Source organism: Amycolatopsis sp. M39, from assembly GCF_001651785.1.
Classification (GTDB): Bacteria; Actinomycetota; Actinomycetes; order Mycobacteriales; family Pseudonocardiaceae; genus Amycolatopsis; species Amycolatopsis rubida.
The window spans coordinates 25,000-37,853 of sequence record NZ_LWSF01000016.1; the positions used below are offsets into that span (position 1 = coordinate 25,000).

The 12,854-nt window shown below is 69.7% G+C and carries 11 protein-coding genes, 1 tRNA gene and 1 pseudogene; 5 read left to right on the forward strand and 8 right to left on the reverse strand.

From position 1 onward, the window contains the following. Window position 1 precedes the first annotated feature (1 nt). Together A4R44_RS27985 and A4R44_RS27990 are read left to right on the forward strand one after the other, a co-directional pair. Window positions 2–220, forward strand: a complete 219-nt coding sequence (locus tag A4R44_RS27985) for an AlpA family transcriptional regulator (RefSeq protein ID WP_067587744.1) — start codon at window positions 2–4, stop codon at window positions 218–220. Beyond that, the gene (locus A4R44_RS27990; RefSeq protein WP_067587161.1) at window positions 220–1,419 is read left to right on the forward strand and encodes a site-specific integrase; all 1,200 of its coding nucleotides are present in this window, start codon (window positions 220–222) and stop codon (window positions 1,417–1,419) included. Before A4R44_RS27985 ends, A4R44_RS27990 begins: the two co-directional genes overlap by 1 nt. Here A4R44_RS27990 and A4R44_RS48325 read toward each other — a convergent pair whose 3' ends face one another. From A4R44_RS48325 to A4R44_RS28010, 4 genes are all read right to left on the reverse strand, one after another. Beyond that, the gene (locus tag A4R44_RS48325) at window positions 1,420–1,734 is read right to left on the reverse strand and encodes a hypothetical protein (RefSeq protein WP_157905013.1); all 315 of its coding nucleotides are present in this window, start codon (window positions 1,732–1,734) and stop codon (window positions 1,420–1,422) included. Window positions 1,735–1,954: 220 nt separating this feature from the next. Next, window positions 1,955–2,028, reverse strand: a tRNA-Pro gene (locus tag A4R44_RS28000). Window positions 2,029–2,259: 231 nt separating this feature from the next. Then, a complete protein-coding gene (locus A4R44_RS28005) occupies window positions 2,260–3,030 on the reverse strand; it encodes an enoyl-CoA hydratase/isomerase family protein (protein ID WP_067587168.1) in 771 nt (256 codons plus the stop codon). After that, window positions 3,027–3,917 carry a PaaX family transcriptional regulator C-terminal domain-containing protein gene (locus A4R44_RS28010; RefSeq protein WP_093576820.1) on the reverse strand — a complete coding sequence of 297 codons (891 nt, stop codon included), beginning with the start codon at window positions 3,915–3,917 and terminating at the stop codon, window positions 3,027–3,029. Before A4R44_RS28010 ends, A4R44_RS28005 begins: the two co-directional genes overlap by 4 nt. Before the next feature lie 121 nt (window positions 3,918–4,038). Between A4R44_RS28010 and A4R44_RS52080 the strand changes: the two are divergent. After that, window positions 4,039–5,675 (forward strand): annotated as a pseudogene (locus tag A4R44_RS52080) (ABC-F family ATP-binding cassette domain-containing protein). Between the two features lie 13 nt (window positions 5,676–5,688). On the opposite strand, the gene A4R44_RS28020 reads toward A4R44_RS52080, so the two are convergent. Then, window positions 5,689–6,552 carry an NAD(P)H-binding protein gene (locus tag A4R44_RS28020; RefSeq protein ID WP_067587171.1) on the reverse strand — a complete coding sequence of 288 codons (864 nt, stop codon included), beginning with the start codon at window positions 6,550–6,552 and terminating at the stop codon, window positions 5,689–5,691. Between the two features lie 102 nt (window positions 6,553–6,654). Then, the gene (locus tag A4R44_RS28025; RefSeq protein ID WP_067587174.1) at window positions 6,655–7,602 is read right to left on the reverse strand and encodes a methionyl-tRNA formyltransferase; all 948 of its coding nucleotides are present in this window, start codon (window positions 7,600–7,602) and stop codon (window positions 6,655–6,657) included. 140 nt (window positions 7,603–7,742) lie between these two features. Here A4R44_RS28025 and A4R44_RS28030 point away from each other — a divergent pair, with 140 nt between their 5' ends. Together A4R44_RS28030 and A4R44_RS28035 are read left to right on the forward strand one after the other, a co-directional pair. Then, on the forward strand, window positions 7,743–9,080 hold the full coding sequence (locus A4R44_RS28030; RefSeq protein WP_067587177.1) for a lysine N(6)-hydroxylase/L-ornithine N(5)-oxygenase family protein: 1,338 nt from the start codon (window positions 7,743–7,745) through the stop codon (window positions 9,078–9,080). Window positions 9,081–9,100: 20 nt separating this feature from the next. After that, window positions 9,101–9,310 (forward strand): MbtH family protein, encoded by a 210-nt coding sequence (locus A4R44_RS28035; protein ID WP_067587180.1) that lies wholly within the window; start codon window positions 9,101–9,103, stop codon window positions 9,308–9,310. Window positions 9,311–9,346: 36 nt separating this feature from the next. On the opposite strand, the gene A4R44_RS28040 is transcribed toward A4R44_RS28035, so the two are convergent. Together A4R44_RS28040 and A4R44_RS28045 are read right to left on the reverse strand one after the other, a co-directional pair. Then, window positions 9,347–11,110: an ABC transporter ATP-binding protein gene (locus A4R44_RS28040; protein WP_067587183.1), complete on the reverse strand. Its 1,764-nt coding sequence runs from the start codon at window positions 11,108–11,110 to the stop codon at window positions 9,347–9,349. Next, window positions 11,107–12,783, reverse strand: a complete 1,677-nt coding sequence (locus tag A4R44_RS28045) for an ABC transporter ATP-binding protein (RefSeq protein ID WP_067587760.1) — start codon at window positions 12,781–12,783, stop codon at window positions 11,107–11,109. Before A4R44_RS28045 ends, A4R44_RS28040 begins: the two co-directional genes overlap by 4 nt. Window positions 12,784–12,854 lie beyond the last annotated feature (71 nt).

Genomic DNA, 12,854 nt, shown 5'->3' on the forward strand with positions numbered 1-12,854 from the left:
GATGGAGTTACGGCTTCTGGGTGAGCAGTGGTTCACCACTGAGGAACTGGCCGAGTTGTTGGGGGTCGATCCGTCATCCGTGCGGCGTTGGCGCACCTCTCGGCCGCCGCAAGGTCCGCCGTTTGTGCAGCTCTCGGAGCGCGTGACGATCTACAACGCTGCCGACGTTGAGGCTTGGCTTCGCAGCAAGCGCGTCGATCCTGGGACGGTGGCCGCGTAATGGTCGCCGAGACCGGGCTGCCGATCGGCGTCTCGCTGTCGTCGAATATCGAGTACCGGCCTGATCGGGCCAAGCCGTACAAGGCTCGTGTGCGGTGGATTGATCCGGTGACGAAGAAGCGGCCGAGTAAGTCTGAGGCGTTCGCGGAGGAGGACGAAGCTCGGGCGTGGGTCTCGCGGATTGAACGTGCTGCGGCGCAAGGTATTGACCCGCTGACGGCGACTATGTCGCTGGCCGAGTACGGCGACGTCAACATGCCGCTTGCCTTGCGCGGGCTGGAAGCGAAGACGACGGATCCGTACCTGGCCGGCTGGCGCAAGCGGGTTGTGCCGACCTTGGGGCATCTGCCGGTCAGCATGATCACGAACGGGGCGGTTGACCGGGCGGTTCACGGGTGGATCGCGGACGAGTGCGGCCGGTCGACGGTGAAGAACAGCATCGCCGTGCTTGTGCGCGTGATGGAGCAGGCCGTGCGCGATGAGTTGATCGACCGGAATCCGGCGAGGGTGTCGGGCTGGCAGCAGGAGTACAAGCGGGCTGAGGATGAGTTGGACGATCCGCGGTCGTTGGCGCTTCCGGATTGGCACGCGTTGACGACGTTGGCGGATGCGCTGGTTGCGCGGTCGTCCGACGAGTATCGCGGTTGGGGTGACGTGGTGTTGTTCGCTGCGTGCACGGCTGCCCGGATCGGGGAGGTTTCGGGCTGTCGGGTGCGGGACATCGACACCAAAGAGTGGATGTGGAACGTCCGACGCCAGACGACACCGTCACCGGGTGGGTTGGTGGACAAGGGAACTAAGGGCAAGAGGGCGCGGGACGTGCCGCTGATCGAGGACATTCGAGAGCTGGTCGAGCGGAGGATGGCTCTCGTTGATCGAGACCCGGATGCGCGGCTGTTCCAGGGGCCGCGTGGGGGTCGTATTACGACGGCCGTGCTCCGTGACGCGACGTCGTGGGACGAGGTGGTGTCGAAGCTGGGGTACGACCACCTTCGCCGCCACGACTTGCGGCATACGGGGCTGACTTGGATGGCGGACGCCGGTGTTCCGGTGCACCACCTCAGGAAGATCGCGGGGCACGGCTCGCTTACTACGACACAGCGGTACTTGCATCCGGATCGCCAGTCGGTGACGGATGCGGGGGAGTTGCTGACGAAGCACTTGCGATCACCGCGACCGGCCCGTCTACATGCGGTCTAATCAATGAGTCCCAAGGTCCTTGAATATATCGTCGAGGATGAGGCGCGTGCGCTCATCCATGCGTTCTCTGTCTTCCGGCGGAGGTTCTTGGTTGACGGCGACGATGACTACAACCTTGCCGTCTTCGCGCTTCTCAGGGTCACTTTGGAAAGTGATTACTTTGAGCTTGAGGGCGCGCCCTGCTCGGCGGCCTGCCGTTCGTGCCTCGGCGATGCCGTCGACGTTCGCCGGATCAAAGTGCCGCACCCACTGCTGGTCGATCTCAAGGTGGCGCATGATCTCGAGGGTCAGGTCATCGGTCGGTTCTTTTGCCATCGAACGATCCTTTAGCTCCCCATTCGTCATGGTCAAGCGACGCGCCGCCTGCGCGGCCAAACGGCGCTCATAGCCACTGGATCGGCCCAGCGTGTTGCTCAGTGGTCCCCAAATGGTCCCCAAGCCTCCACCCCGGCACTCGACCTCAAGATCAACTCCCGGAAGCAAAAAAGCCGCCCGACCTGGGCTTTCACCCAAGCCAAGCGGCTCGTTCGTCCGGTCGGGCTGACAGGATTCGAACCTGCGACCCCTTGACCCCCAGTCAAGTGCGCTACCAAACTGCGCCACAGCCCGGACTCCGCACCCCCGAGGAACCCCTCGTGAAGTGCGATGTGACTACTCTAGCGGGTCCCCCAACCGGCCCTGCAACGAGGTCTCTTTTACCTCCTGACCTGTGCAAACACGGCAACCCGACACTCCCGCCGGGAAGCGGTGAAGACCCCGCCAAGATCAACGGCACGCAATCGCCGGTATACGAAACCAGCCCTGGTCCCACACCGGACCAGGGCTGGGCAGCGATTCCCGTCAGCGACCGGTGAACCGAGCCTTCCCCGGCCCCTCGGCCAGGAACGACTTCACCGCACCCCGCAAGTCCTCCGTGTTGTACAGCTCCGCCGCAATAGCCGTCACATGCGCGTTCGCCTCCGGCACTCCGCCATGCTCGAAGTGCGCCAAGATCCGCTTCGTCGCGGCGTGCGCCTGCGTCGGGCCGTCGGCGAGCTGGCGGGTGAATTCCCGGACCGCCTCGTCGAAACCCTCGTCCGGCAGTACCCGGTTGACGACGTTCCACCGTTCCAGCGTGGCCGCGTCGAAAGGGGAGCCGGTGAAGACGAACTCCTTCGCGCGGGCCACTCCAGCCCGGGCGGCGAGGCGTTGGGTGCCGCCCATGGTGGGGGTCAGGCCGACGACCTTTTCGACCAGGCCGAACTTCGCGCCGGAGGAAGCCAGGAGAAGATCGCAGGCCATCGCGACCTCGAAAGCCCACGTCAGGCACAGGCCGTGCGCGGCGAACACCGTCGGGAACGGCAGTGCGGCAAGGCGATCCGGGACGCTGAGCAGCTCGTCGAAGAGCACCTTGGCTTCGGCCGCGGAAGACTGTGCGTCGAAGAGTGCGACATCGACACCGCCGCTCACGACGCGGCCCTCGGCACGGATCAGGAGGGCTCGGGCGGGGGTTTCCTCCAGCGAGCCGATCGCGTCGAGAAGCGCGTCCTGGAGCGGCTTCGTGTACAGGTTGAGGGGCGGCTCGTCGATGGTGAGCACGGCGAGCCCGCCGTCGCGTTCCAGCCTCGTCATGCTTGGTCCTCGTTCGCGGTGAGGTGGTCCCAGTACGCCTGCGCGGCCGGCCGCCATTCCACGTGTTTGCGGTGGAACAGTTCGGCCGCCTTGGCTCCGCTCCAGCTCGCGGGCAGCAGCTCCGCGGGCAGTTGCGGGTCGAGGAACGGGAAACGCCGCCACTCGTGCACCAGTTCGGTCTGCGCGCGCAGGATCGCCTGCTCGTCCGACGGCGACACGCCGGTGAACCGGTCGATGAAGTCCTCGTACCGGTCGGTCAGCTCGGACAGGTCCCACGACCGCGCGACCATGCTCTCCTGGTCGCCGATCGCGCCGTACTGCGCGGTGAAGGACATCGCCTGCGCTTCGAGGCCCAGTTCGGCGACGATCTTCTGCGCCTCGGGCTCGCGGCTCGGATCGGGGCTCACCCAGACGCCCGCGACCGGCGAACCGAAACCGGCCCAGGTGAGCCGGGTGCGGAGGCGGTGGCGCAGGTCGCGTTTCGCCTCCGGCACCGAGACGATCAGCATCAGCCAGCGGTTCTTCCAGGCGTGCGCGTCGCGGCCGAAGGCGTATATGCGCTCGGCGCCCTCGGTGAGCAGCCGCCGCCCCGGCGGGGTCAGCGACCACCGGACGCGGCGGCCGATGCGCTCCGACACCAGCCAGCCCTCGCCCGCGGACCGGGCCAGCGCCTGGCGCGCGGACTTCTCCTCGATGTCGAGCATGCCGAGGGATTCGACCAGCATCGACGTCCACACCGGACGGTCGCGGGGCAGCACGTACTCGCCCAGCACGGTCATCAGCAGCGACCGCGCGCTCGCGTGGCTCACCTCGCGCCGTCTGCTGACGGTCGGCCGGGGAGCCCGCTGCTTCCCCTGTCCGAACGGGACCGGGGCGGGTTCCGCCATCGCTTTTCACCGACCTCACTGCTCAAGTTGGACCCGGCAACCCGCCCAGAGTACCCACTCGGAGTGACTGAGCCGACACGCGGCACGCGGCGCGCGGGGTCCCCGTAAACTCGGCTCCGATATGAGCGCCACACTCGTCGCGAAGGACCTGGCCGCTGGCCACGGTGACCGCGTTCTCTTCTCCGGTCTCGATCTCGTCGTCGCCCCGGGCGAGGTGATCGGACTGGTCGGCGTCAACGGCGCCGGGAAGTCCACCTTGCTCCGCACGCTGGCCGGGCTGGCCCGCCCGGAATCCGGGGAGGTCCGGCTGAACCCGCCGACCGCCACCGTCGGGCACCTGCCCCAGGAACCGGAGCGGCGCGAGGGGGAATCGGTGCGNCCTTCCTCGCGCGACGCACCGGAGTCGCGGCGGCGCAAACCGCGCTCGACGCGGCGACGGATGCCCTTGCCGCGGGCGCGGACGGCGCCGACGACGCATACGGCGCCGCGCTGGACCGCTGGCTCGCGCTCGGCGGCGCCGACCTGGACGACCGGGCCGGCGAGGTCGCCGCGGACCTCGGGCTGGCCGTCGACCTCGACCAGCCGATGGTCTCGCTGTCGGGCGGGCAGGCCGCGCGCGCCGGGCTGGCGTCGCTGCTGCTCAGCCGCTACGACATCTTCCTGCTCGACGAGCCGACGAACGACCTCGACCTCGACGGGCTCGCCCGGCTGGAGCGGTTCGTCGCCGGGCTGCGCGCGGGCACCGTGCTGGTGAGCCACGACCGCGAGTTCCTGGCCCGCACGGTCGGCCGCGTGGTGGAACTGGACCTGGCGCAGCAGCAGGTGAACACCTACGGCGGCGGGTACGAGTCCTATCTGGAGGAACGAGCCCTCGCGCGGCGGCACGCGCGCGAGGGCTACGACGAATATGCCAATACCCGTGCGGCGCTGGAGGCCCGGGCGGGCATGCAGCGCGCGTGGATGGAGAAGGGCGTCAAGAACGCGCGCCGCAAGGCGACCGACAACGACAAGATCGGCCGCAAGTTCCGCAGCGAGGCCACCGAGAAACAAGCGTCGAAGGCGCGCCAGACGGACCGGATGATCGAACGGCTAGAGGTCGTCGAGGAGCCCCGCAAGGAGTGGGAGCTGCGGATGGAGATCGCGGCGGCTCCGCGTGCGGGCGCGGTGGTCGCGACGCTGCGGGGCGCGGTCGTGCGGCGCGGCGAGTTCACGCTCGGACCGGTGGACCTGCAGATCGACTGGGCGGACAAGGTCGCCATCACCGGCGCGAACGGCGCGGGCAAGTCTACGCTGCTGGCGGCGTTGCTCGGCCGGTTGCCGCTGGCCGAGGGCAACGCCGCGCTCGGCCCCGGCGTGGTGGTCGGCGAGGTCGACCAGGCCCGCAGGCTGTTCCTCGGCGACCTCCCGCTGGCGGACGCGTTCGCGCGGGAGGTCCCGGCGCTCGCCGACGCGGAAGTCCGTACCCTGCTGGCGAAATTCGGGCTCAAGGCCGCGCACGTGCTGCGCCCGGCGGCGACACTGTCGCCCGGCGAGCGCACCCGCGCGGCACTGGCGCTGCTGCAGGCGCGCGGGGTGAACCTGCTGGTGCTGGACGAGCCGACCAACCACCTGGACCTGCCCGCGATCGAACAGCTTGAGTCCGCTTTGGACAGTTACCCGGGCACGCTGCTGCTGGTGACGCACGACCGCCGGATGCTGGACGCGGTTTCGGTGACGCGCAGGCTGGAAGTCGGCGGGGGCAAGGTTTCCGAGCGCTAGGACGGAACCTCGGTCACTTCGGTGAGCCCGCGGACCACACCCCGGTCGCCGCTGCCCGCTTGGCGTAGTCCGCGAAATCCCTTGGCTCGCGCCCGATCGCGCGTTGGACGCCGTCGCTGAGGAAGCCGGTTTTCCCTCGGTGCAGCCATTCGAACGGGCCTGCTTGCATTTCCGCCGCTGCCCGGTCGTAGCCGCCGCCGATCAGGCGGCGCACGTACTCCGGTATCTCCACCGGCATCTGCCTGATCTCCCGGCCGGTCGCCCTCGCGATCTCGGCCACCGCCTCGGGGAACGTCAGCGGCCTCGGACCGGAGAGTTCGTAGCTCTGCTCCTGGTGCCCGTCTTCGGTGAGGGCGGCGACGGCGACCGCGGCGATGTCGGTGGCGTCGACGAACGGCACTGTGCCGTCGCCGACCGGGATCGCGACTTCGCCGTCGCGCAGTTCGGACAGTTTCGGGTCTTCCTCGAAGGTCTGCGCGAACCAGCACGGGCGCACGATCGTCCATTCCGCGCCGCTCTCGCCGGCCGCGCGCTCGCCGTCGAGCACCGCCTGCGCCCAGGGGCCGTACGGGGTTTTCAGCAGGTAGTCCTCGCCGTCGTCGCCGCGGCCGGACAATGCCACGATCCGCCGGACTCCCGACCGCACCGCCAGTTCCGTGAACTCCGCCGGATCCGCCGTGCCGACCGCGCCCCACACGTTGAGGTACAGCGTGTCCGCCCCGGCGAGAGCGGGCTGCCAGGTGGACCGGTCCGCCCAGTCGAAGCGAACCGGGCTGGACCGGGAGACGGGCCGCACCGCGTGCCCCAGCTCCCGCAAGCGGACCACCACGTGCCGGCCGACCTTCCCGGTCGCGCCCATCACCAGAACAGCGCTCATGCCGACAGGTTAGCGGTGCGAGATAGGTAAGGCTAGCCTAAGTCTGAGTCCAGCTTCGGACCCGGCTCGCCGCGGAGCCGGGTCCGGCACCGAGAGTGCTGGCTACGGACGGTCGGTGAGATATCCGCCCATGGTCGTGAAGTACTCAGCCGCCGGCAGTTCCCGGTCGTCAGCCGTGCGGACGCGTTCGATTCGGAGCCCCGGCGACTGGCCGCGCCGTGCATCCCGGCCGGCGACGATCACCACGCCCTCGCCTTCGCGGATGAAGATGCGGCCTGGAGTTCCGCCGTAGTGACCGTCCGAAACCGAGGCGCGCACGATGCGCAGCCGCTCGCCGCGGTGGTAGGCGAAGGCGTTGGGGTACGGGTCGGATTGGGCGCGCACCAGGCGGTCCAGTTCCTCGGCGGACCAGGACCAGTCGATGAGGCTGTCGCGCGGGGCGCGTTTGTGGAAGAAGCTCGCCTTCGTCCGGTCCTGCGCGATCGGGACCACGGTGCCGGATTCGATGAGGCCCAGGGCCTCGGTCACGAGCGGTTCGATGAGATCCACGGTGCGGTGGAACAGATCCGTGGCGGTGTCGCGGGGGCCGACCGCGACCGCGCGCTGGGCGACGATGTCGCCCGCGTCGAGTTCGTCGTTCATCATGTGCGCGGTGACGCCGACTTCCGGCTCGCCGTTGATCAGCGCCCAGATGATGGGAGAGAAGCCGGCGTAGGCGGGCAGCAGCGAGTCGTGCACGTTGAGCGTGCCGTGGCGCGGCAGGGCGAAGATCTCCGGCGGCAGCCAGGTGCGCCAGTTGTTCGCGACGATCAGGTCGAGGTCCGCCGCCTTCAGCTCGGCGAGCAGTTCGGCGTCGTCCGGGCGGGTGCGCAGCAGGGTGCGGATCCCGTGCTCCTCGGCCAGTTCGGCGACCGAATCGCTCCAGATCCGTTCGTAGGCGTGGTCGCTCGGCGGGTGAGTGACCACCAGCCGCACGTCCTGGCCTGCGTCGAGGAGGGCCTTCAGGGTGCGGTGTCCCCAGGTCTGGTAGCCGAACATGGCCACGCGCATCGGCGGTGCACCTTTCGTGGTCGGGACGAACATCACCCGGAAGACAGTACTAGCTGAGGCTTGCCTAAGTTAGGTTAGGGTTTCTTGAGCATTGGTCAGTCGAGAACGGTGATGCGGCAGTGCCGCGCTAGGGGACTTTCATGTCACGAGCAGGGGCCGAGGACAGCCAGGTGCCGGTGTACGACGTGGTCGGGGTCGGGTTCGGGCCGTCCAACCTCGCGCTCGCGATCGCCCTCGCCGAGCACAACGCGGGCTCGGGGGAGACGGTCACGGCGCACTTCCTGGAGCGCCAGTCCCGTTTCGGCTGGCATCGCGGGATGCTGATCGACACCGCGACCATGCAGGTGTCGTTCCTCAAGGACCTGGTGACGATGCGGAATCCGGCGAGCGCGTTCACCTTCCTGAACTACCTGCACGAGAAGGGGCGGCTGGTCGATTTCATCAACCACAAGACCCTGTTCCCGCTGCGCGTCGAGTTCCACGACTACTTCGAATGGGCCGCGGCGAAGGTCGACGACCTGGTGTCCTACGGCAGCGAAGTCGTTTCGGTCGAACCGGTCCGCGACGGCGACGAGATCGCGTTCTTCGACGTGCGCGTCGCGGTGGACGGCGAGATCACCGAGCTGCGGGCCCGGAATCTGGTGCTGGGCACCGGATTGCGCGCGAAGCTGCCGGAGGGGGTCGTGGCCGGAGACCGGATCTGGCACAACAGCGAGCTGCTGCACCGCGTCGAGTCGTTGCGCGGTACGGACGCGCGGCGGTTCGTAGTGATCGGCGCCGGTCAGAGTGCGGCCGAAGTCGCCGCTTTGCTGCACGACGAATTCCCGCGCGCGGAAGTATGCGCGGTGTTCGCGCGCTACGGCTACAGCCCCGCCGACGACAGTGCGTTCGCCAACCGGATTTTCGACCCGGAGGGGGTCGATTCCTTCTACGCGGCAAGCGAACCGGTCAAGGAACGCCTGATGGGCTATCACGGCGCGACGAATTACTCCGCGGTCGATCTCGACCTCATCGACGAGCTGTACCGGCGGCGCTACCAGGAGAAGGTGCTCGGCGTGGAACGGCTGCGGCTGTTCAACGTCTCGCGTCCGGTCGAGGTGGCCGACCAGGGCACGCACGTGCGCGCGACTGTCGAATCGCTGGCGACCGGCGAACGTTCGGTGCTCGACGCCGACGCGGTCGTCTACGCGACCGGCTACCTGCCCGCGGACCCGACGCCGCTGCTCGGCGGACTGGCCGGCCGATGCCGCCGGGACGAGCAGGGCAGGCTGAAGGTCGAACGCGACTACCGGATCACGACCGACCCGGCCGTGCGCGGCGGGCTCTACTTGCAGGGCGGCACCGAGCACACGCACGGGATCACGTCGTCGCTGCTGTCGAACACCGCGGTGCGGGTCGGCGAGATCCTGCAGTCCATTGTGGACCGGCGGGCGGCCGGATCCGATCCGGTGGAGTACGCGGTCAGCGGGATCCGCTGAAGCGGGGGAAGGTCTGGGCCATGACGAATCCGTTCGAAAACCCCGACGGCGTTTACCGGGTCCTCGTGAACGACGAGGGCCAGCACAGCCTGTGGCCGGACTTCGCGGCCGTGCCGGACGGGTGGCGGACCGCCTTCGGGCCGGCCGCGCGGCAGGCCTGCCTGGACCACATCGAGCGGACCTGGACCGATCTGCGCCCGCTTTCTCTTCTCGCGCCTGACGAATCCTGACCTCGGTGAGGGGAACCCTGGGAATCAGGGTTCCCCTCACCAGCGGTGGCCGCGCAGCCCGGACCAGGCGGTCCAGAGCGTGGCGTACCGGCCGCCGGCCGCGACCAGTTCGTCGTGCGTCCCGGATTCCACGACCACCCCGGAGTCCAAGACCACAATGCGGTCCGAAGCGGCCGCTTGCGTCAACCGGTGCGCCACGATCAGGCCGGTCCGGCCTTCGAGCGCGGCCGCCGCGGCGGATTCGAGCGTTTTCGCCCCCGCGCTGCCTGCCTCGGCCGTGGCCTCGTCGAGGATCGCGACCGGCGGATCGGCGAGCACCAACCGAACGAGCGCCAGCTGCTGAGCCTGCGTGACGGTGAGCCGATGCCCGCCCTCGCCGACGACCGTCGCGAGCCCGTCCGGCAACGCCTCAACCCACTCGGCCGCGCCGACCTTGGCCAGCGCGGCGTGGAGATCCTCATCGCCGGCCTCGGGGGCGGCCAGCCGGAGATCGTCGGCCAGCGATCCGCTGAAGACGTGCACTTCCTGGCTGATCAACGCGACCGCGCGCCGGGTGGCGGCCGGGCCGAGCTGGTCGAGCGGCACGCCGCCGATCGACACCGTGCCGCTGGTGGCCTGATGGATCCCGGCGATCAGCTTGGCCAGCGTCGTCTTCCCGGCCCCGCTCGCCCCGACCATCGCGACGCGCTCGCCCGGCGCGACCTCGAGGTCGACCTCGCGCAGCACCGGATGATCGTCCACATAGGAGTGTCCGATGCCTGCTGCCTTCACCGAGGCGTCGACCGGAGGGCCCACGCGGGTCGGCTCGGCCGGTGAAGGCAGATCCGTGACGCCGATGAGCCGGGACAGGCTCGCGGTCGCCGCCTGCGCGTCGTCGACCAGCGCGAGGGCGGTGTTGATCGGCCCGAAGAGGCTGTGGAAGTACAACGCGGCCGCCGTCGCGACGCCGACCGTCGCGAGATTCGCGCCCACCAGGAGAAAACCGGCCGCCAGTACCGCGGAAAGGCCGACGAACTCGGCGAGATTCAGCCGCCCGTAGAACCGGGTGGCGAGGCGAACCCCGCGCAATGCCAGCTCAACCGCGCCGTTGGACCGTTCGCGGACCCGGTCGACGTGCGCGTCCGCGAGCCGGAACGCGCGGACGGTCTTGGCGCCGCCGATGGTGTCGAGAAGTTGTTGCTGCTGCGCTCCGACGGCGGCTCGCTGGGCGGCGTACAGCGGGGTGGCGCGGCGGACGTACCAGCGGACAGTGTGCAGCTGGATCGGGACCGCCAGCAGGGCCGCGACGAGGAAACGCCAGTCGAGGATCGCCATCGCGACCAGCGTCAGCACGATCGTCAGCACCGAACGGGCCAGCGCGGGCAGCGCTTGCCGGACCGCGTCGGCGACGACCGAGACGTCGTTGGTGACCCGGGTGGTCAAGTCGCCGGAACCGGCCTTCTCGACCTGCTCCAGCGGCAGGCCGAGAGCGCGGTCGATGAATCGTTCGCGCAGGTCGGCGAGCATGGTTTCGCCGAGCCGGGCGAGCATCGAGACGCCGATCGCGGTGGTGATCGCGGACGTCGCGGCGACCAGGACCAGTCCGGCGACGGGCCAGCCGAGCGCGGCCGCGGACTGGCGGGTGGCGACAAGGTCGACGACGCGGCCGAGCAGGGGAGCGGTGAGCAGCCCGATCGCGGTCGCGCCGACGACGAAGGCGAAGGACCCGATCGCGCGGCCTTTCGCTTGCCGCAGCAGGTCGAGCAGGACCGAACGGATGCGCGGTCCGGCGGCGACGGGGAGGAGTTCGCGTTCGGTCACGAGAGCACCGCCGCTCGGTAGGCCGCCTCGGCGCGGACGAGTTCGGCGTGGCTGCCTTCGGCGACGACCCGGCCGTCTTCGATCAGCACGACCCGGTCGGTCACGGTGAGCAGCGCCGGGCTGGTGGTGACCACGATCGTCGTGCGGTTGCGCCGGAGTTCCGCGACTCCGGCGGCGATGCGGGCTTCGGTGACGGTGTCGACAGCGGTGGTCGGGTCGTGCAGCACGAGGACCGGAGTCTCGGTGGCGAGGGCGCGGGCGAGCGCGACCCGTTGCCGTTGTCCGCCGGACAGTGATCGCCCGCGTTCGGTGACGGCGGTGGCGGTGCCGGACGGGAGCGTCGCGGCGACCTCGTCGGCGGCTGAGGCGGTGAGCACCCCGTCGGGGACGGCGGGCATTCCGCCGCGGACGTTCTCTTCCACGGTGCCCTCGAACAGGTCTGTGTCGTGCGCGGCGACGAGGACGACGTCGCGGACTCGGTCGGGATCCACAGTGGACAGATTCACGGCGTCGACGCGGACGGCACCGGAGCGCGGATCGGCGAACCGGCCCAGGCAATCGAGGAGATCGGTAGCCGTGGCGGGGTCGGCGGTGACGACGCCGAGCAGCTCGCCGGGCGGGACGACGAGGTCGAGTTCGCGGAGTTTTCCATGCGATACCGCGGAAAGCTCCACCCCGCCGGCAGCCGGCGCGGGCAGCTCTCCGGTTCCTTCGGGGACGGCCGGCGGTGCGCTGAGCACCGCGGCGACCCGGCCGGCGGAGGCGCGGCCCTGGGCGAGCTGGCCGTTGACCCAGGCGAAGATGGTGAACGGCGTCTGCAGGAACTGCGCCAGCCCGACCGCGGCGACGAGGTCGCCGACGGAGATCTCGCCGTTCGCGGCCAGCGAGCCGCCGACGAGCGCGACGATCGCGATGAAGATCCCGGTGAGCGCGAGCAGAGCGCCGTTGTGCCACGCCTGCGCCCGAGCCGCGCGGATGGTCGCTCGCAGGGAATCCCGGCTGGTGCGCCGATACCGCGCGGTCGCCGCCGGTTCCGCGCCGATGCCCTTCAGCACTCGCAGCCCGCTGACGAGGTCGGCCGCGACACCCGAGGCGTGCGCGGCGCGTTCCTGTTCCACCTCGCTGCGCTTCTCCAGCGGTTTGCCGATGAGGTGGGCGAGGAACAGCAGCGGCGGGGTGCCGAGGAGGACGAGCAGCCCGAGCGGCACCGACATCCGGAGCAGCACGACCGCGCTCACGACCAGCCCGGCCAGCGCGGCGACGCCGAACGGGAGCACCGCGTTGATCATCCCGACCCGGCGGGCGTCCGAGGTCCCGACGCTCACCAATTCCCCGGCGAGCGCACCGTTCTCCACGCCGCCGCGAGGATGCAGGACGCGCCGGCTGACCGCGAGCCGGATCTCGTGCGCGGCCCGCTCGGACGCGCGTTCGGCGGCCCGCGCGCCGAAGCGGTAGCTGGAGGAGAGCACGAGGAAGACGACCGCCAGCACGGCCAGCCAGCCGAGGAGGGTGAGCACCGAGCTGTCGGCGACGGCCCGGTCCAGCACGACGCCGATCACTACCGGGACAAGCGCCTCACCGCCCTGGTGTCCCGCAGCGAGGACAGCCCCGGCGACGACGGATTTCCGTTGTCCGGCGATGGCACTGCGCAGGACGTCCCGGCCGGTGGTCATCGGCGCCTCCGTTCGTGCGGACGCGGCCGGTCCGGTCGCCGGTTTCTCCTTTTCGTCCACTAGAGAAGGCT

What these genes read in the sequence shown, in the direction of transcription:
- A4R44_RS27985 (WP_067587744.1), top strand. Translation starts at nt 2, where the DNA reads ATGGAGTTACGGCTTCTGGGTGAGCAGTGGTTCACCACTGAGGAACTG.
- A4R44_RS27990 (WP_067587161.1), top strand. Translation starts at nt 220, where the DNA reads ATGGTCGCCGAGACCGGGCTGCCGATCGGCGTCTCGCTGTCGTCGAAT.
- A4R44_RS48325 (WP_157905013.1), bottom strand. Translation starts at nt 1,734, where the DNA reads ATGGCAAAAGAACCGACCGATGACCTGACCCTCGAGATCATGCGCCAC.
- A4R44_RS28005 (WP_067587168.1), bottom strand. Translation starts at nt 3,030, where the DNA reads ATGACGAGGCTGGAACGCGACGGCGGGCTCGCCGTGCTCACCATCGAC.
- A4R44_RS28010 (WP_093576820.1), bottom strand. Translation starts at nt 3,917, where the DNA reads ATGGCGGAACCCGCCCCGGTCCCGTTCGGACAGGGGAAGCAGCGGGCT.
- A4R44_RS28020 (WP_067587171.1), bottom strand. Translation starts at nt 6,552, where the DNA reads ATGAGCGCTGTTCTGGTGATGGGCGCGACCGGGAAGGTCGGCCGGCAC.
- A4R44_RS28025 (WP_067587174.1), bottom strand. Translation starts at nt 7,602, where the DNA reads ATGCGCGTGGCCATGTTCGGCTACCAGACCTGGGGACACCGCACCCTG.
- A4R44_RS28030 (WP_067587177.1), top strand. Translation starts at nt 7,743, where the DNA reads ATGTCACGAGCAGGGGCCGAGGACAGCCAGGTGCCGGTGTACGACGTG.
- A4R44_RS28035 (WP_067587180.1), top strand. Translation starts at nt 9,101, where the DNA reads ATGACGAATCCGTTCGAAAACCCCGACGGCGTTTACCGGGTCCTCGTG.
- A4R44_RS28045 (WP_067587760.1), bottom strand. Translation starts at nt 12,783, where the DNA reads ATGACCACCGGCCGGGACGTCCTGCGCAGTGCCATCGCCGGACAACGG.